The 17,514-nt window shown below is 69.2% G+C and carries 17 protein-coding genes; 3 read left to right on the plus strand and 14 right to left on the minus strand.

Going from position 1 to position 17,514, the window contains the following annotated elements:
* Nucleotides 1–90 precede the first annotated feature (90 nt).
* From IE325_RS33180 to IE325_RS33200, 5 genes are all read right to left on the minus strand, one after another.
* Nucleotides 91–1,797, minus strand: a complete 1,707-nt coding sequence (locus IE325_RS33180; RefSeq protein ID WP_190073808.1) for a bifunctional uroporphyrinogen-III C-methyltransferase/uroporphyrinogen-III synthase — start codon at nt 1,795–1,797, stop codon at nt 91–93.
* Nucleotides 1,794–2,753, minus strand: coding sequence for a hydroxymethylbilane synthase (hemC, locus tag IE325_RS33185; protein WP_190073809.1), 960 nt, complete (start codon nt 2,751–2,753; stop codon nt 1,794–1,796). Before hemC ends, IE325_RS33180 begins: the two co-directional genes overlap by 4 nt.
* Nucleotides 2,750–4,465: a glutamyl-tRNA reductase gene (locus IE325_RS33190; RefSeq protein WP_190073810.1), complete on the minus strand. Its 1,716-nt coding sequence runs from the start codon at nt 4,463–4,465 to the stop codon at nt 2,750–2,752. The genes hemC and IE325_RS33190 overlap by 4 nt, the downstream gene beginning before the upstream one ends.
* On the minus strand, nt 4,462–5,238 hold the full coding sequence (locus IE325_RS33195; RefSeq protein WP_190073811.1) for a redox-sensing transcriptional repressor Rex: 777 nt from the start codon (nt 5,236–5,238) through the stop codon (nt 4,462–4,464). Before IE325_RS33195 ends, IE325_RS33190 begins: the two co-directional genes overlap by 4 nt.
* Before the next feature lie 284 nt (nt 5,239–5,522).
* The gene (locus IE325_RS33200) at nt 5,523–5,810 is read right to left on the minus strand and encodes a glutaredoxin family protein (RefSeq protein ID WP_190073812.1); all 288 of its coding nucleotides are present in this window, start codon (nt 5,808–5,810) and stop codon (nt 5,523–5,525) included.
* A gap of 131 nt (nt 5,811–5,941) precedes the next feature.
* Between IE325_RS33200 and IE325_RS33205 the strand changes: the two genes are divergently transcribed.
* From IE325_RS33205 to IE325_RS33215, 3 genes are all read left to right on the plus strand, one after another.
* On the plus strand, nt 5,942–6,880 hold the full coding sequence (locus tag IE325_RS33205) for an HAD family hydrolase (RefSeq protein WP_190073813.1): 939 nt from the start codon (nt 5,942–5,944) through the stop codon (nt 6,878–6,880).
* A 350-nt stretch (nt 6,881–7,230) separates the two neighbouring features.
* Nucleotides 7,231–8,004: an ECF subfamily RNA polymerase sigma factor, BldN family gene (locus IE325_RS33210; RefSeq protein WP_190073814.1), complete on the plus strand. Its 774-nt coding sequence runs from the start codon at nt 7,231–7,233 to the stop codon at nt 8,002–8,004.
* Nucleotides 8,005–8,255: 251 nt separating this feature from the next.
* A complete protein-coding gene (locus tag IE325_RS33215; RefSeq protein WP_190073815.1) occupies nt 8,256–9,503 on the plus strand; it encodes a DUF5667 domain-containing protein in 1,248 nt (415 codons plus the stop codon).
* 73 nt (nt 9,504–9,576) lie between these two features.
* On the opposite strand, the gene IE325_RS33220 is transcribed toward IE325_RS33215, so the two are convergent.
* From IE325_RS33220 to IE325_RS33260, 9 genes are all read right to left on the minus strand, one after another.
* Complete coding sequence (locus IE325_RS33220) at nt 9,577–10,638, minus strand: lysophospholipid acyltransferase family protein (protein WP_190073816.1); 1,062 nt, start codon at nt 10,636–10,638, stop codon at nt 9,577–9,579.
* Between the two features lie 14 nt (nt 10,639–10,652).
* Nucleotides 10,653–11,714, minus strand: a complete 1,062-nt coding sequence (locus IE325_RS33225) for an NAD-dependent epimerase/dehydratase family protein (RefSeq protein WP_190073817.1) — start codon at nt 11,712–11,714, stop codon at nt 10,653–10,655.
* Between the two features lie 204 nt (nt 11,715–11,918).
* The gene (locus IE325_RS33230; RefSeq protein WP_003948845.1) at nt 11,919–12,017 is read right to left on the minus strand and encodes a 30S ribosomal protein bS22; all 99 of its coding nucleotides are present in this window, start codon (nt 12,015–12,017) and stop codon (nt 11,919–11,921) included.
* Nucleotides 12,018–12,173: 156 nt separating this feature from the next.
* Nucleotides 12,174–12,386 (minus strand): helix-turn-helix domain-containing protein, encoded by a 213-nt coding sequence (locus IE325_RS33235; protein WP_004984898.1) that lies wholly within the window; start codon nt 12,384–12,386, stop codon nt 12,174–12,176.
* 129 nt (nt 12,387–12,515) lie between these two features.
* Nucleotides 12,516–13,331 carry a phosphatase gene (locus IE325_RS33240; protein ID WP_190073818.1) on the minus strand — a complete coding sequence of 272 codons (816 nt, stop codon included), beginning with the start codon at nt 13,329–13,331 and terminating at the stop codon, nt 12,516–12,518.
* 219 nt (nt 13,332–13,550) lie between these two features.
* Nucleotides 13,551–14,723: an acetoin utilization protein AcuC gene (locus tag IE325_RS33245; RefSeq protein ID WP_190073819.1), complete on the minus strand. Its 1,173-nt coding sequence runs from the start codon at nt 14,721–14,723 to the stop codon at nt 13,551–13,553.
* Nucleotides 14,674–15,894, minus strand: a complete 1,221-nt coding sequence (locus tag IE325_RS33250; RefSeq protein ID WP_190073820.1) for an MFS transporter — start codon at nt 15,892–15,894, stop codon at nt 14,674–14,676. The genes IE325_RS33245 and IE325_RS33250 overlap by 50 nt, the downstream gene beginning before the upstream one ends.
* A 66-nt stretch (nt 15,895–15,960) precedes the next feature.
* Entirely contained in the window at nt 15,961–16,704 is a 744-nt protein-coding gene (locus IE325_RS33255) for a VC0807 family protein (protein ID WP_190073821.1), read from the minus strand.
* Nucleotides 16,705–16,796: 92 nt separating this feature from the next.
* Nucleotides 16,797–17,441: an HAD family hydrolase gene (locus IE325_RS33260; RefSeq protein WP_190073822.1), complete on the minus strand. Its 645-nt coding sequence runs from the start codon at nt 17,439–17,441 to the stop codon at nt 16,797–16,799.
* Between the last annotated feature and the right edge of the window lie 73 nt (nt 17,442–17,514).

Genomic DNA, 17,514 nt, shown 5'->3' on the forward strand with positions numbered 1-17,514 from the left:
CGTTCAGGGCCGACAGCGGGGGTCTGGGGGCCGCAGGCCCCCAGGGACGGGACGGGTAGGGGCGGCGGGGGCGAAACCCCCACCCAACCCCTACGTAGTAGACCGCCGCCGCCGAGCCCCCGGCCGCCGCTCACTCGGCCGAGTAACCGGATCCCCGGCCTCCACAGCCGCAGCCCTCCGCCGCAACCCGAAGTCGGCCAACGCCTCAGCCAGCTTGTGCACAGACGGCTCCGGAGCCATCACATCCACCCGAAGCCCATGCTCCTCAGCGGTCTTAGCCGTAGCAGGCCCGATACACGCGATCACAGTCACGTTGTGCGGCTTACCAGCGATCCCCACCAGATTCCGCACAGTGGAAGACGACGTAAAGAGAACGGCATCAAAGCCACCCCCCTTGATCGCCTCCCGAGTCTCCGCCGGCGGCGGCGAGGCCCGCACGGTCCGATAGGCCGTGACGTCATCGACCTCCCAGCCAAGCTCGATGAGCCCGGCCACCAACGTCTCCGTAGCGATGTCGGCCCGGGGCAGAAACACCCGGTCGATCGGGTCGAAAACAGGGTCATAGGGAGGCCAGTCCTCAAGCAACCCGGCAGCCGACTGCTCCCCGCTGGGCACAAGATCCGGCTTCACACCAAAGGCGATCAACGCCTTGGCGGTCTGCTCCCCCACCGCCGCGACCTTGATCCCGGCGAAGGCCCGAGCATCGAGCCCGTACTCCTCGAACTTCTCCCGCACCGCCTTGACCGCGTTCACCGAGGTGAAGGCGATCCATTCATACCGCCCGGTCACGAGCCCCTTCACGGCCCGCTCCATCTGCTGAGGCGTCCGCGGCGGCTCGACGGCGATCGTCGGCACCTCGTGCGGCACGGCCCCGTACGACCGCAACTGGTCGGAGAGCGAAGCCGCCTGCTCCTTCGTACGCGGCACGAGCACCCGCCACCCGAAGAGCGGCTTGGACTCGAACCACGACAACTGGTCGCGCTGTGCTGCGGCGGAACGCTCACCGACCACGGCTATCACCGGCCGCCCGCCCTCGGGCGAGGGCAGCACCTTGGCCTGCTTCAAAGTCTGCGCGATGGTCCCGAGCGTGGCCGTCCAGGTCCGCTGCCGCGTCGTGGTACCGGCAACGGTCACCGTCAACGGCGTATCGGGCTTACGCCCCGCGGAAACCAGCTCACCGGCAGCGGCACCCACGCCATCGAGCGTCGTGGAAACCACAACGGTCCCGTCCGAGGCACCCACCTCGGTCCAGCACCGGTCGGACGCCGTCCGCGCGTCGACGAACCGCACGTCCGCGCCCTGCGCGTCCCGCAACGGCACACCGGCATACGCGGGCACGCCCACGGCCGCGGCGACACCCGGCACGACCTCGAACGGCACACCGGCCGCGGCGCACGCCAGCATCTCCTCGGTGGCGTACGTGTCGAGCCCGGGATCCCCGGACACCGCACGCACGACCCGCCTGCCGCCGCGCGCGGCCTCCATGACAAGATGTGCGGCATCCCGCACCGCGGGTAGCCCAGCGGTCGTTGACGCGCCGTCAACAACCGCTAGTTGAGGCGTGCCTGTGCCAGGGACGGCGTCCGCGTCGGGACCCGTGTCCGTGTGCACTTCGGCTACGCCCGCTCTGGCGTGCTGGCGCACGACGTCGAGCACTTCGTGCTCGGCGACGAGTACGTCGGCGTTCGCCAGCGCCTCGACGGCGCGCAGAGTCAGCAGCCCCGGATCCCCGGGTCCGGCACCGAGGAAGGTGACGTGCCCGTGTTCAAGGCCGGCGGGAAGGGTGGTGGGGCTCACTGTGCTCGCTCCCCCATCAGACCGGCCGCGCCCTGGGCAAGCATCTCGGTAGCGAGTTCGCGACCGAGCGCCAGCGCTTGGTCGTGCGTCTCGGGCACGGGACCGGTGGTGGACAGCTGCACCATCCGCGTGCCGTCGGTCGTGCCGACGACGCCGCGCAGGCGCATTTCCTTGACAATCTGCCCGTCGGCCAGAAGGTCGGCCAGCGCGCCCACAGGGGCGGAGCAGCCGGCCTCCAGGGCGGCGAGCAGTGAGCGTTCGGCGGTCACGGCGACCCGGGTGAACGGGTCGTCGAGCTCGCCGAGCGCGGCGACGAGGTCCGCGTTGTCCGCGGTGCACTCGATCGCCAGTGCCCCCTGGCCGGGGGCGGGCAAAACTGTGTCGACCGAGAGGAAATCGGTCACTTCGTCGATACGGCCGATGCGCTGCAGCCCGGCAGCAGCCAGCACCACCGCGTCGAACTCACCATCGCGCACGTACCGGATCCGGGTATCCACATTCCCCCGGATCGCAACCGTCTCGAAATCAAGCCCGTGGCTGCGCGCGTACGCGTTCAGCTGCGCCATCCGCCGCGGCGAACCCGTACCGATGCGCGCCCCGCGCGGCAGATCGGTGAGTTTCAGCGCATCACGCGCGACGATCACATCGCGCGGGTCCTCGCGCTCGGGTACGGCCGCCAGGGCCAGTTCCTCGGGCTGCGTGGTCGGCAGGTCCTTCAGGGAGTGCACGGCGAAGTCGACCTCGCCCCTGACGAGGGCGTCGCGCAGGGCGGTGACGAACACACCCGTGCCGCCGATCTGCGCGAGGGCCTCGCGCGAGACATCGCCGTACGTGGTGATCTCGACCAGCTCGACGGGCCGTCCGGTCACCTGGCTCACCGCGTCGGCGACCTGCCCGGACTGGGCCATGGCGAGCTTGCTGCGCCTGGTGCCGAGCCGTAGTGGCGCTTGAGTCATCGTGGGCCTCGGTTCTTCTCGGTGCTGTCCTCGGCGCGGGAGACGGAGGCCACCGTCTCCTGATCGAGGTCGAACAGGGTCCGCAGGGCATCCGCGTAACCGGCGCCGCCGGGCTCGGCGGCGAGCTGCTTGACCCGCACGGTCGGGGCGTGCAGCAGCTTGTCGACCACGCGCTTGACGGTCTGCGTGATCTCGCCCCGGTGCTTGTCGTCGAGGCCGGGCAGCCGGCCTTCCAGCCGGGCGATCTCGTTCGCCACGACATCGGCGGCCATCGCCCGCAGCGCCACGACGGTCGGCGTGATGTGCGCGGCCCGGAGCGCCGCCCCGAACGCCGCGACCTCGTCGGAGACGATACGGCGGACCTGGTCGACGTCGGACGCCATCGGAGCGTCGGCGGAAGCTTCCGCCAGCGACTCGATGTCGACCAGACTCACCCCGGCCAGCCGGTGCACGGCGGCGTCGATGTCGCGGGGCATGGCGAGGTCGAGGAGCGTCAGGACCGGCGTCGGCCGGGGCACCTCGGCGACCGGCTCGGGCTTGCGGCGCTCGGGGATGCGGCCGACGGTGGCCACGGTCGCGGCGAGCGCGGTGATCAGCTCGGCATCGGCCTCGGGGCTGCGCCGGGCGGCCTCCCGCCGGTCGACGGCACTGCCCGCGGCCCACGCCGCGTGCTGCTCCAGGGTGGCCGCGTCCATGCCGGCGACGGCTTCCTCGCCGAGCACAGAGAAACCTCCCTGCACGGCGGCGATGTCGAGCGGGCAGTTCTCGTCGGTGCCGACGCTGGTGGGCGGCAGCGGAGTCTGCCGTACGTCCGTGGAGTCGGCGACCGTCCGGGGCGCGGGCGTGCCCGCCTCCGTGAAGGCGACCGGCTGCCCGGTACGGCCCTCCACCGCGGCGGCGACCTCCTCGGCGGTGAGGACGAGCCCCGTCGCGCCTGTGCAGGAGACGGCGACGTCGGCACGTGTCAGCTCGACCGGCACCGACTCCATCGGTACCGCGCGGGCCGGCACGTCCGTGCCGTCGTTCAGGATCTCCACGAGCCGCTCGGCCCGGTCCTGCGTCCGGTTGGCGATGACGATCTCGGCGACCCCGGCCCGCGCGAGCGTCGCCGCGGCCAGCGAGGACATCGACCCCGCGCCGATGACCAGGGCCTTCTTGCCGCGGGCCCACGCCGTGACGTCCGCCCCCTCGGCCAGCTGCTCAAGCCCGAAGGTGACCAGGGACTGCCCGGCGCGGTCGATCCCGGTCTCGGAGTGGGCGCGCTTACCGACCCGCAGGGCCTGCTGGAACAGATCGTTCAGCAGCCGCCCGGCGCTGTGCAGCTCCTGCGCCTTGGCGAGGGAGTCCTTGATCTGCCCGAGGATCTGGCCCTCGCCGACGACCATGGAGTCGAGCCCGCAGGCCACCGAGAAAAGGTGGTGGACGGCCCGGTCCTCGTAGTGGACGTAGAGGTACGGAGTGAGCTCGTCCAGCCCCACCCCGCTGTGCTGGGCGAGCAGCGTGGACAGCTCGGCGACACCGGCGTGGAACTTGTCCACGTCGGCGTACAGCTCGATGCGGTTGCAGGTGGCCAGCACGGCGGCCTCGGTGGCCGGCTCGGCGGCGATCGTGTCCTGCAGCAGCTTGATCTGGGCGTCCGCGCTCAGCGCGGCCCGCTCCAGGACGCTGACCGGGGCGCTGCGGTGGCTCAGCCCGACGACGAGGAGACTCATGCCGGCATCACGGCGGGTACGTCCCCGTCCGGGCCCTGATCGGCGGAGTCGTCGGACCCCGGGCGGGTGACGGCGGCCGGTCCGCTGCCGTCGGTGTGGGCGGCGGCCTCCTCGCCGGCCTTGCGCTGCTCGTGGAAGGCGAGGATCTGCAGCTCGATGGAGAGGTCGACCTTGCGCACGTCGACGCCGTCCGGGACGGTCAGCACGGTCGGCGCGAAGTTCAGGATGGAGGTGACGCCGGCGGCCACGAGCCGGTCGCAGACCGGCTGGGCGGCACCGGCGGGGGTGGCGATGACACCGATGGACACGCCGTTGTCCTGGATGATCTTCTCCAGGTCGTCGGAGTGCTGCACCGGGATCCCGGCGACGGGCTTGCCCGCCATGGCCGGGTCGGCGTCGATCAGCGCGGCCACCCGGAAGCCACGGGAGGCGAACCCGCCGTAGTTGGCGAGGGCGGCACCGAGGTTACCGATACCGACGATCACAACCGGCCAGTCCTGCGTGAGCCCCAGCTCACGGGAGATCTGGTAGACGAGATACTCGACGTCGTAGCCGACACCGCGCGTTCCGTAGGACCCGAGGTACGAGAAGTCCTTGCGCAGCTTGGCGGAGTTGACTCCCGCCGCGGCCGCGAGCTCCTCGGAGGAGACCGTGGGTACCGAGCGCTCCGACAGTGCGGTCAGCGCGCGGAGGTACAGCGGAAGCCTGGCGACGGTGGCCTCGGGAATCCCTCGGCTGCGGGTCGCCGGTCGGTGAGTTCGGCCAGTTGCCACGGTGCTCCTGCGGGTAGAGCGGGGCTGTAGGCGGTCACACGTCCCTACATGACCGCCCCGTCGAATGCAGGCTATGTCTTTGTGAACGCGTGCACAAAGATGGTGTCCGATTTGCCCGCCCAACGTGACCGGGCTCACGCACGCCCGGCGCACTGGTGTGGAACCGGCGCATACGCACCACCGTTCCTCAACTCCTGGGGGCAAAACCGCACACTCTCCTCAACGATGCCCGCCCCCGAGACCAAGTCGCCGTCGATCCTAAGCCGTTTCCGGAGGACTTTGGACTACCCGGTCAGTGCTTTGCGGAGGCGATCCTCGTTCACGCGCCAGAAGGTGTGCTGGTCTCCGTCGACGAGGACGACGGGGATCTGTTCCCAGTACTGGTCGTGGAGTTGGGGGTCCTGGTTGATGTCCTTCACCTCCCATGGAACCCCCAGTTCGGCGCACACCCGCTCGACCACGATCTGTGCGTCATCACACAGATGACAGTCCGGTTTGCCGATGAGGGTGACGCGCCGGTCCCCGGGGGACTTGGCCGCGGCACGACGGAAGAGGGGGCTCATGTCAGCCATTCTCCCGCGCCGGTGCCCAGGGGCGCAGCCGCCGTCCGGCCACGCCGTTTAACTGCGCGGTCGCGGAGAGTTCACACCCTTCAAACCTCTCGACTCCGGAAGCACCGAACAAACTGGCTATGCTCACGGTCATGGCCGCTCTTGGATGGCTCACTCCCCGTAGGCGCTCCGCCACGGCGCGGAGCGTGTTGGCTGGCGAGGCCTCGGCGGAGGCAGCGCGCAAGTCGTCGCAGGAGGCGACGGAGGTCTCGACGACCTCGGAGGCCTCGGAGGCCGAGCCGGAGTTCCCCGTGCTCGGCGACGAGAAAGCCGCCGCATTCTTCGACCTCGACAACACCGTGATGCAGGGCGCAGCCCTCTTCCACTTCGGCCGGGGCCTGTACAAACGGAAGTTCTTCGAGACCCGCGACCTCGCCAAGTTCGCCTGGCAGCAGGCGTGGTTCCGGCTGGCCGGGGTCGAGGACCCCGAGCACATGCAGGAGGCCCGCGATTCCGCTCTGTCGATCGTGAAGGGCCACCGCGTCGCCGAGCTCCAGTCGATCGGCGAGGAGATCTACGACGAGTACATGGCCGAGCGGATCTGGCCGGGCACCCGCGCTCTGGCCCAGGCCCACCTGGACGCCGGCCAGAAGGTGTGGCTGGTGACCGCGGCCCCGGTGGAGATCGCCACGGTGATCGCGCGCCGCCTCCGCCTGACCGGCGCACTGGGCACGGTGGCCGAATCCGTGGACGGCGTCTACACCGGCAAGCTGGTCGGCGAGCCCCTGCACGGCCCGGCGAAGGCGGAAGCCGTCCGCGCCCTGGCCGCCGCGGAGGGCCTGGACCTGACCCGCTGCGCCGCCTACAGCGACTCGCACAACGACATCCCGATGCTCTCCCTGGTCGGCCACCCCTACGCGATCAACCCCGATTCCAAGCTGCGCAAGCACGCCCGCCAACTCGACTGGCGCCTGCGCGACTACCGCACGGGCCGCAAGGCGGCGAAGGTCGGCATCCCGGCAGCGGCAGGGGTCGGCGCGGTGGCCGGCGGCACGGCGGCGGCGATCGCACTGCACAGGCGCCGCCGCTAGTTCGCTTGATTTCTCAGCCTGTACGCCCGGCGCGCCCGGGCGCACAGGCCAATCGGCATGCCATACCCGCGAAACTCCCTGTCCAGTCCCCTTGGCTGCACACGGCCACAACACGCCCCGGAGTCAGCCGGAACACGGGCGAAATCGATCAACAAGCGGTCACTCTGCGGCACTTGATAAGGCGTCAATCGGTTACGGAAGCGACGCAATCGATGATTTGAGCAACTGGGCGTAGCAGTGCCTGCACGAAGCGTTATTCTCCTCAGACGCAAACCGGTACCTCCACCTTCGCTACGACGGGTGAACGGTTCCGCACTGCACGTGATGGAAGCTCTGCCTCTGGGAGTCCCGTGTACCCACACGTCGGGGTTGACGCCTCGGGCCTGGCTACGCTGCGCGCAACGGTCAACAACCTGTTGCGCGGCTTCGTCCCCACCGCGTACGCCGTCCCCGCCCTCGCCGTAACCACCCTGCCCGTAGGCCCGTGCTACGCGCTCGCCGACAGCAGCGCCACCGTCAGCAGACGGGGACGCTCCACCGGTGCGGCGACCGCTCGACGGCCGGCCGCGGACAGCGACAGCGCTCGAATGATGGACCTCGTCGAACGTGCCCAGGCCGGCGAGGCCGATGCGTTCGGGCGGCTCTACGACCAGTACAGCGACACCGTCTATCGGTACATCTATTACCGGGTGGGAGGTAAGGCCACCGCGGAGGATCTCACCAGCGAGACCTTTCTGCGGGCCCTGCGCCGTATCGGCACCTTCACCTGGCAGGGCCGCGACTTCGGCGCCTGGCTCGTCACCATCGCCCGCAATCTCGTCGCCGACCACTTCAAGTCCAGCCGCTTCCGGCTGGAGGTCACCACCGGCGAGATGCTCGACGCCAACGAGGTCGAGCGCTCCCCCGAGGACTCCGTCCTCGAGTCCCTGTCCAACGCAGCACTCCTCGACGCCGTACGACGGCTCAACCCGCAGCAGCAGGAGTGCGTCACCCTCCGTTTCCTCCAGGGCCTCTCGGTCGCCGAGACCGCCCGCGTCATGGGCAAGAACGAGGGCGCCATCAAGACCCTCCAGTACCGGGCCGTCCGCACCCTCGCCCGGCTCCTCCCCGACGACGCGCGCTGAGCGCGTCACAGGTACCAACTCACCACTCTCCGCAACCTCCAACTCACCTTCGGTGAAAGTCTGTTGACTTCGCGGTCCGTTCATCCTCCGTCCGTAACCCAAGTGCCAAGCCGCTCGTTGTGCGGGATGCAGGCTCCCTGTGGTCACTCCCTGGCCGACTTCGATCACTCGATCGTGTGCAAGTGGTCAGGGCGTGCAACCCTCAGGACCCCCTGGGGAGTCGACCGTCATCACGAGAGGAGGTGCCGCCAGTGATCGCGAACGTATCGGCACACCGGCGGGCGAACGCCTTCGCCCAGGCCCTGGACGAGCAGACCGACCGGGACCCGGCGGCCGAGCAGGCCGAGCAGCCCGATGGATCGGCACCGGCACCGGCTGCTGCGGAACAGACCGAGCAACGGCGTCTGCTGAACCTCACCGCGAGTCTCGGCGAACTGCCCAAGCCCGAGCTCGACCCCGAGGTCAAGGTGGTCCAGCGGGCCCAGCTCGTGGCCGCGATGGAGGCCATGCTGCAGGAGGGCACCGCGGGCGGCGAGGCTTCTCCGGCACTGCCGGGGCAGCGTTCGGACCACGCGAGAGGGGCACACCGGGCGTCCCCGCTCGGCAAGTTGCGGCCCCGCTCACGGCTGGCCAAGGGCCTCACCGCGGGCGGGCTCAGCGTCGGTGTCGCCGCCGGCGCCTTCGGCGGGGTCTCCGCCGCGAGTTCCGACGCCCTGCCCGGCGACTCCCTCTACGGCCTCAAGCGCGGCATCGAGGACTTCAAGCTCAACATCCTGGCCGACGGCGACGACGAGCGCGGGCGCGGCTATCTCGACCAGGCCTCCACCCGGCTGAGCGAGGCACGGCGGCTGATGGAGCGCGGCCGGGGCGGCCACCTCGACCACGAGTCGATGGCCGAGATCCGCCGCGCCCTGTACGGCATGCGGCACGACGCCGCGGAGGGCCACCGCCTGCTGCGCGAGGCATACGAGCGTCACCCCGATTCCCTGGGCCCCATCCAGGCCCTCTCCACCTTCTCCCGCTCGCACCGCGCGGCCTGGGGCAGCCTCCGCGAGCGGCTCCCGCTCCAGCTCGGGGACGTCAGTGACGAGGTGTCGTCGGTGTTCGACGCCATAGACCAAGAGGTCGCCCCGCTGGAGTCCCTGCTTCCGCAGCAGCCGCCCCAGAGCGGCAAGGGCAAGCACCAGGGCGGCTCCGGCTCGTCGTCCACCGGCACCTCCGGCTCGGACAAGTCCGCCCGCCCCAGCACCGGCGGCAGCGGCTCCTCCGACGGCAACCGGTCCAGCCGCCCGAGCAACTCCTCCGAGAGCACCACCGGCGAGAACGAAGGCCTCCTCGGCGGCAACACCGGCGGCCTCCTGGACCCCCCGAAGGACACCGGCAGCTCGGGTTCCTCCACCTCCACCCCCAGCCCCACCACCGAACCGGCGGTCACCCTCCCGCCCCTGCTCCCCGGCCTCCTGCCAGGCCTGGGCATCGAGGGCGAGGACACGAACTAGAGCGTTACGTCGATGGGGGCGCCCTTCTCAAGACGAGAAGGGCGCCCCCATCGACGTACAGAAAACTCCTAGGTCAGAAGAACACTGACCTCCGCTGCACCAACAACTTGTACAGCGTGTGCTGGATCTGCTCCCTGACCTGGTCCGTCAGGTTGAACATCAGCATCGGATCCTCGGCGGCCTCCGGCGGATAGCCGTCCGTGGGGATCGGCTCGCCGAACTGGATCGTCCACTTGGTGGGCAGCGGGATCGCACCCAGCGGGCCCAGCCAGGGGAACGTCGGCGTCAGCGGGAAGTACGGGAAGCCCAGCAGACGGGCGAGGGTCTTCGCGTTGCCGATCATCGGGTAGATCTCCTCCGCGCCGACGATCGAGCACGGAATGATCGGCGTGCCCTTGCGCAGCGCCGTGGAGACGAAGCCGCCGCGGCCGAAGCGCTGGAGCTTGTAGCGCTCGCCGAAGGGCTTGCCGATGCCCTTGAAGCCCTCCGGCATCACCCCGACCAACTCGCCCTGCCCCAGCAGCCGCTCGGCGTCCTCGGCACAGGCCAGGGTGTGGCCCAGCTTGCGGGCGAGCTCGTTGACCACCGGCAGGACGAAGACCAGGTCGGCGGCGAGGAGGCGCAGATGCCGGCCCGCCGGGTGATGGTCGTGCACGGCGACCTGCATCATCAGGCCGTCCAGCGGCAGCGTCCCCGAGTGGTTGGCGACGATCAGCGCGCCGCCCTCGGACGGGATGTTCTCGACGCCCTTCACCTCGACCCGGAAGTAGTTCTCGTACACCGGGCGCAGCAGGGACATCAGGACCTGGTCGGTCAGCTCCTCGTCGTAGCCGAAGTCGTCGACGTCGTAGTCCCCGGTGAGCCGGCGGCGCAGGAAGGCCAGACCGCTCGCGATACGCCGCTCCAGGCCGCCGCCGTCGTCGTCCTGGGGCTTCGCAGGGGTCGGCTCTTCCTCACGTGTCACAGGAACATCATCCTGCGCGAAGGACCGTCCGGGGAGAGGCTGGACCTCGCGTACCAGCGCGGATTCACCGCTCTTGCGCCGGCTCCCCGCGCTCCGGCGCCGCGACGGCCGCTGCACGGCGCCCCCACGGGACCGGTCGTCGTCGAACGGAATGACCTTGGCGTCCGCCATCGTTGATGCGCTCCTCAGTTGGCGCTCTGCGTCGGGAGGTGGCCGCCGCCCAGCACGGGCAGCGCGGCGATCCGGTCGACGGCCCCCGCGAGGGCCTCCGGCGGCAGCAGACCCGGTCCGCGGCCGCGTGCGAACTCCGCGAAGGTCTCCGCCGTCGTGTACTTCGGCTTGAATCCGAGGGTCTCTCGCATCTGGTCCGTGGACACCACCCGGCCGTGGGTGAGCAACCGGATCTGCTCCGGCGAGAAGTCCGACATACCCAGCGTACGCACCAAGGAGCCCGCCCAGGTGACCGCGGGGAGCAGGAGCGGCACGGTGGGGCGGCCCAGCCGCCGGGAGCACTGCGAGAGCAGCAGGACGCCGTCGCCGGCGATGTTGAAGGTGCCGCTGTTGAGGGTGCCCCGCTCCGGCTCGTGCGAGGCGATGCGCAGCACCTCGATCACGTCGTCCTCGTGGACGAACTGCAGCCGGGGGTCGTAGCCGAACACAGTCGGCAGCACCGGCAGCGAGAAGTACGAGGCGAGGGGCGTGTCCGCGCTCGGCCCGAGGATGTTGGCGAACCGCAGCACGCACACCGCGACGTCCGGCCGTCGCCGCGCGAACCCGCGCACATAGCCCTCGACCTCGACGGCGTCCTTGGCGAAGCCACCGCTGGGCAGGGACTTGGGCGGGGTGGTCTCGGTGAAGACGGCGGGATCACGGGGAGCAGACCCATAGACATTGGTACTGGATTTGACCACCAGCCGCTTCACGGTCGGCGACTTCTGGCAGGCGCCGAGCAGCTGCATCGTCCCGATGACGTTGGTCTCCTTGACCGTGGTCCGGCTGCCGCTGCCCAGCGCGGTCCCTGTCACGTCCATGTGGACGACGGTGTCGGCGCCGCTCTCCGCCAGCACCCGCGCGATGGTGGGCTGCCGGATGTCGGCCTGGATGAAATCGGCACCGCCGAGATGGTGCTCGGGCGGGACCGCGTCCACGGCGATCACCCGGTCCACCTGTGGGTCACGCTGGATGCGTCGTACGAAACGGCCCCCCAAGGGACGGGCCACTCCGGTCACGAGCACGACCTTGCCCAAGATCAGCGCCTTCCTTCCAGCACTCGTACCCCTGCCGAGTTCCCCGTGTGCGGCCAACTTAGCGGGTCGATGTTGCGCTGTGATGACCCCCCAATGCACGAAGTGACGAGAATTCCCCCACTGCACGTCATCTCGATACACGTGTGGCCCCCCACCGGCTGTGGTGGGGGGCCACAATCACGCTGCTTTCGCAGCGTCGCGTGCTTACTTCTTGTTGCGACGCTGAACGCGCGTGCGCTTGAGCAGCTTGCGGTGCTTCTTCTTAGCCATCCGCTTGCGCCGCTTCTTGATAACAGAGCCCACGACTACCCTCGCTCACTTCTCATCACTCGGCGTTGGGCGCCATGGGCCCATACGACCTACGAGGGGCTAGCCTACCCGCCCGAGCGCTGAGGTCGTAATCGAGGGGACGAGGGTGAATCCTGAACAGCTTTGAGGATCCCCCCTCGCCCGTCGTTGTCAGGCGGTTTCCACCCCCACGTAGCTCTCGCGGAGATATTCGTGAACCGCTTGCTCGGGGACGCGGAAGGACCGCCCCACCCGGATCGCGGGCAGATGACCGCTGTGCACCAGCCGGTACACGGTCATCTTCGACACTCGCATCACCGAGGCGACTTCCGCCACGGTAAGGAACTGAACCTCGTTCAGAGGCCTCTCGCCAGCTGCAGCCATGACACACCTGAACCTTCCGCACTCGACGGCCACCGGCTTCCCCTTCCGGTGACTCTTCGTCGCTGCGTGCTCACTCCCCAATGTAGGTGCCAGTGATGCGAGTGGGGAAGAGGTGCACCCATCGGCGGCCTACTGGGACAGACACGCTCGATTGAGTACGTAGCGGGTAAGCGGCCGGTAGTAATCAGACCGCACACCGTCATCAACCGGAACGGCGACGGACACGACTCCCTCAGCCTCCCCCACAAAGAGCGCGGGGTCATTCGTATCGGCCGGACCAATGGCCTCAAACCCCAGCTGACCTGCCCCGCAGACCCAGCCGTGATCCCCGATCACCAGCTCGGGCAACGGCCCGCCGACCTCGGCCGCGGCGGCGAGCGCGGTACGAACCGGGAGGGGGGAGTGGCAGTGTGCGCCGGTCTCACGCCCGGTGCTCGGAGCGCTGGGTTCCCGCACCAACGCGACTCCTCGTACGTAGGCAAGGTTGTACGTGCGTAGGCCGAACCGGGTCGTTATGTCGACACGACGACCATGCGCGGGGGTGAGTACGGCACACCCCGCCGCCGACAACGCGTCCGCCAAGGCGGCGTAGAACCCGAGCAGTCGGTGGGGGTGTCCGGTGCCGAGCAGCACGGGCGCCCTGCGCTGGACTGCTGCCGCGAGGCGGTCCGCGAAGGCATCCAGAGCGGTCAGAGTCAGCTCAGGATCGATCACATCGTGGCCTGAAATGTGGCACGGATCGGCCGAAACCCCACACTTCTCCGCCATCAACGCAACAACCTCGGGCAGCTCCCACTCCCCCTCGGGATCGAGCCCGAGCAGCACCCGGGGATCACGAGCGGCGAACAGCCGATAACTCCGCAGACTCTCCTCCCGAGAGGTGGCCACGGGCCCGGCCAGACGCGCGGCCAGCAGATGGGCGCGCAGGGCTGCGGTGCTCAACACGTGAGCGATGGTGACGGAAGGACGGAACGAACAGGGCCGGAACGGAGAAAACACCGCACGGTTGGCGTAACGCGGGGCCCCGGCGAGCGACGAACGGCGTAGCCGCGGACGCCCACGTAGCTGCGGGCAGTCGTGCCGCTGGGGCGGCACGGGTGGGCGCAGCGGCACCCCGCCGACCCGCCAGCACGCCGGTCCCACCACGGCCGCAGCCATCCGCCCCTACGGCAACAACCCCCGCAGCGGAAACGCCGCCCGCCGAGCCGCCAGCACGGCCTGGTCCAACCGGTCCCCAGGGTCGTACCCCGCCTCCCAGTCCGCCCAGGACACCGGCCACCGCCCATCGGTCATCCGCGCCGGCGCCAACTGCCGCGTCCGCGCGAAGACCTCCTGCCGCCAGCTCTCCGGAATCATCGCCGTAGGCTCGATCGGCCGCCCCGCCGCGATCCCCACCAGATGCGTCCACGACCGCGGCACGACCTCGACCACGGCATAACCGCCCCCACCCAGCGCGACCCACTTCCCGTCGGCGTACTCGTGCGCCAGGTCGTGACACGCCACCTGCACGGCCCGTTGCGCGTCCAGCGACACGGCCAGATGCGCCAGCGGATCCTCGAAGTGCGTGTCGGCACCGTGCTGCGTCACCAGCACCTGCGGCCGGAAATCCGCGATCAACTCCGGCACCACCGCATGGAACGCCCGCAGCCACCCGGCATCCCCGGTACCCGCCGGCAGCGCCACATTCACCGCCGACCCCTCCGCGTCCGCCGCACCGGTCTCCTCCGGCCACCCGGTCTGCGGAAACAATGTCCGCGGATGCTCATGCAGCGAAATCGTCAGAACCCGCGGATCCTCCCAGAACGCCGCCTGGACCCCGTCCCCGTGATGCACGTCGACATCGATGTACGCCACCCGCTCGGCACCCAGCTCCAACAGCCGGGCAATAGCGAGCGAGGCGTCGTTGTAAATGCAGAAGCCGGACGCGCCACCCGGCATCGCATGGTGCAGCCCCCCGGCGAAGTTCACCGCATGCGACGCCTCCCCCCGCCACACCGCCTCAGCGGCCCCGACCGACTGCCCGGCGATCATCGCCGACACATCATGCATCCCGGCAAACGCGGGGTCGTCCACCGTCCCCAGCCCATACGACTGATCCGCCGCCCCCGGCTCGACCGAAGCCGTCTTCACGGCCTCGATGTAGTCGTCCCGGTGGACGAGCCGCAGCGTCGACTCCCCGGCCGGCTTGGCCGCGACGACCTCCATGTCCCGATCGAGCCCGAAGGCATCGACGAGCCTCCGGGTCAGGGCAAGCCGGACCGGATCCATCGGATGCTCCGGACCGAAGTCATAGCCCGTTACTGCCTCGTCCCACATCAGCTGTGCGCGGCCGCTCATGCCCGTCACCGTATCGGTCCGGTTGAGCGGCGAACGAACGGGCGTACCCAAGCGTCACCAGCACCAACACCATCGGAACGAGCATGGCCCCCCGGTAGTTCCACGCGTCCCCGAGGGCCCCCACCAACGGCGACCCGATCAAAAACCCCACGTAATTGAAGACATTCAGTCGCGCGACAGCCGTATCCGAAGCCCCCGGGAACAACCGCCCGGCCGCCGCGAAGGTCTGCGGCACCAGCACACACAACCCCACCCCGACCAGCGTGAACCCGAGCATCCCGACCCACGCCCCAGGCGCCGAGGCCACCACCGCGAACCCGGCCGCCGCCACCAACGCCCCACCCCGCACCACCACGACGGCCCCGAACCGCCGCACCCCGAAGTCCCCGATGGCCCGCCCCAACAGCGTGGTCACCATGTAGACGTTGTACGGCACGGTCGCCATCTGCTCCGAGCTCCCGAGCACATCCTGCAGATACTTCGCGCTCCAGTTGGAAACGGTCGAGTCCCCGATATACGCGAAGGTCATCACCAGACACAGCGGCAACAGCACCTTGAAGACGAGCGGCCCACGCTCCCCCGAGGCCTCCCCCACAACGTCACCACGGTCGCCACGCCCGTCGACGTACCACCGACTCCCCACCAGCGCGGCCGGCAACAACACCACGACGACCGGCAGATACGACACGAACAGCGCCAGATCCCAGTGCGCCCCCACCCAGGCCAGCGAGGCCCCCACGATCCCGCCCAGGCTGTACGCCGCGTGAAAGCTGAGCATGATGCTGCGCCCGTACGACCGCTGCAGGCTCACCCCGAGCATGTTCATCGAGGCGTCCAACGCCCCCACGGCCAGCCCGAACGCGGCCAACGCCACGCCCAGCTCGACCATCCGCTCCCCCGCCCCGACCCCGAGCAGCGCCAGCAGCACGACGGGTTGGGACCAGCGCAACACCCGGCTCGCCGGTATTCGCTTCACCAACCGCTCGGTGGTGACACTGCCGACGCCGGCGAGGACGGGCACGGCGGCGAGGAAGGCGGGCAGCAGCGCGTCGGAGACGCCGTACCGGTCCTGGATGGCCGGAATCCGGGTCACCAGCAGGGCAAACGCGACACCCTGAGCAAAGAAGCTCAACGCCAACGAGGCCCTGCCGCGCCGCAGCACATCAGTCATGGCGGCGAGCGTAGGGCCCCGGCGTACTGGTGGGTAGATCCAGCCAAAGATGAATTTCCCTCAGTTTTACTCGGCCGGCGCGAGGTTGGCGGGAACGAGAGCCTCCGCGGCGGAGGCGGAGGGTCGGGGCGGTCGGGGTGTCGCCTCAGCGACGACCATCGCAGCCATCGGACCGGCACCCAACGCGCCACCGGCCAGGAAGCCGACACCCATGGCCACGATCATGATCACGTTGCCCGCCCACACCATGGTGTCCACCGGCAGGGTGTACGCCCCCACGACCCGCACCACGCACTCCGCGAGCAGCACCACACCCCACACCAGCGAGAACACCCGCTCGGCCCGCCGAAACCGCGCCGAACCGGCCTGAAGCCTCGCCCAGGCGGCCTCCCGCCCAGCGTCCCCCTTCACGACCCAAGGCTTCATGCCGGCGGTCATCATGGGCTTCCCCAGCACCACGGACACGATGATCCCGATCCCGATAGTGCTGCTGACCACACTGTCCTTGGCGATCATCAGCCGCGGGTCACCGGCCACAAAGCTGAGCAGCAGCGACACGACGTTCACGAAGAGGATGAGAGCGGCCAGCCCATTGACCTCACGCGACTTCAGCACGCCCCACCCCGTCCGTACGGCCGGCACGACACTGCTCAGCGCGAGCGACATCAGGGTGCTCATCCCGAAGCCGTTCTTGAGGAGGTAGTACGCCCCGAGCGGCACCGCGACATCGATGATCAACGGCGCGAAGTCCCGCAGCTTGCCCCGCCCACTGGTGCCGCTCCCAGTGCTGTTCCCCGTGTTCGTCGTCATGCCCCCAGCTTCGCGGCCGGCGCCGGGTGCCCGGTAGAAACGATCGTCCAACCCTCGACATGACAAATGTCAGCGCCCCACCAGGGCTCACGTCACACGAGCAGGTCAGCCAACTCCCCCATACCGGAGAACAGTTGAGTGGCCCCACCCAGCCTCTCGGCAGGTGTCATGGCAGTGAACCCATAGACATCCATCCCGGCGGCGACAGCGGCCTGCACGCCCAGCGGACTGTCCTCGATGACGACACAACGCCCCGGTTCGACGCCCATCCGCTCAGCCGCATACAGGAACAGATCCGGCGCCGGCTTCCCCCGCCCCACATCCTGCGAGCTGAAGATCCGCCCCTCGTCGAAGAACCGCTCGATCCCCGTAGTCCGATGCCCCACCCGAATCCGCTCATGACTCCCAGAGGACGCCACACAGTACGGAACCCGGTCCCCGACGAGCATCTCAAGCACGTCCACCACACCGGCCACGGCCTTCAACTCCCGCTCGAACGCGGCGAACACACGCGCATGAAAGACCTCATCAAAGTCCTCGGGCAACCGCCGTCCCGTCCGCTCCAGCAACAGATCATGAATCCGATGCATCGCCGAGCCCATGTAATCCCGAATTGAGTCCTCGTACGACGTCGGATGCCCCAGCTCGGTGAGGTACTCGGCAAGCAGCCGATTAGAGATCGGCTCACTGTCGACGAGCACACCGTCATTGTCGAAGATGACCAGGTCATAGCGCATACAACTGAGCTTAAACGCAGAAAGGCCCACGCCAAATGGCGTGGGCCTTTCTCTCAAATTTTGTTCGGCGGCG

It is taken from the genome of Streptomyces lanatus, assembly GCF_014655715.1.
GTDB lineage: Bacteria > Actinomycetota > Actinomycetes > Streptomycetales > Streptomycetaceae > Streptomyces > Streptomyces lanatus.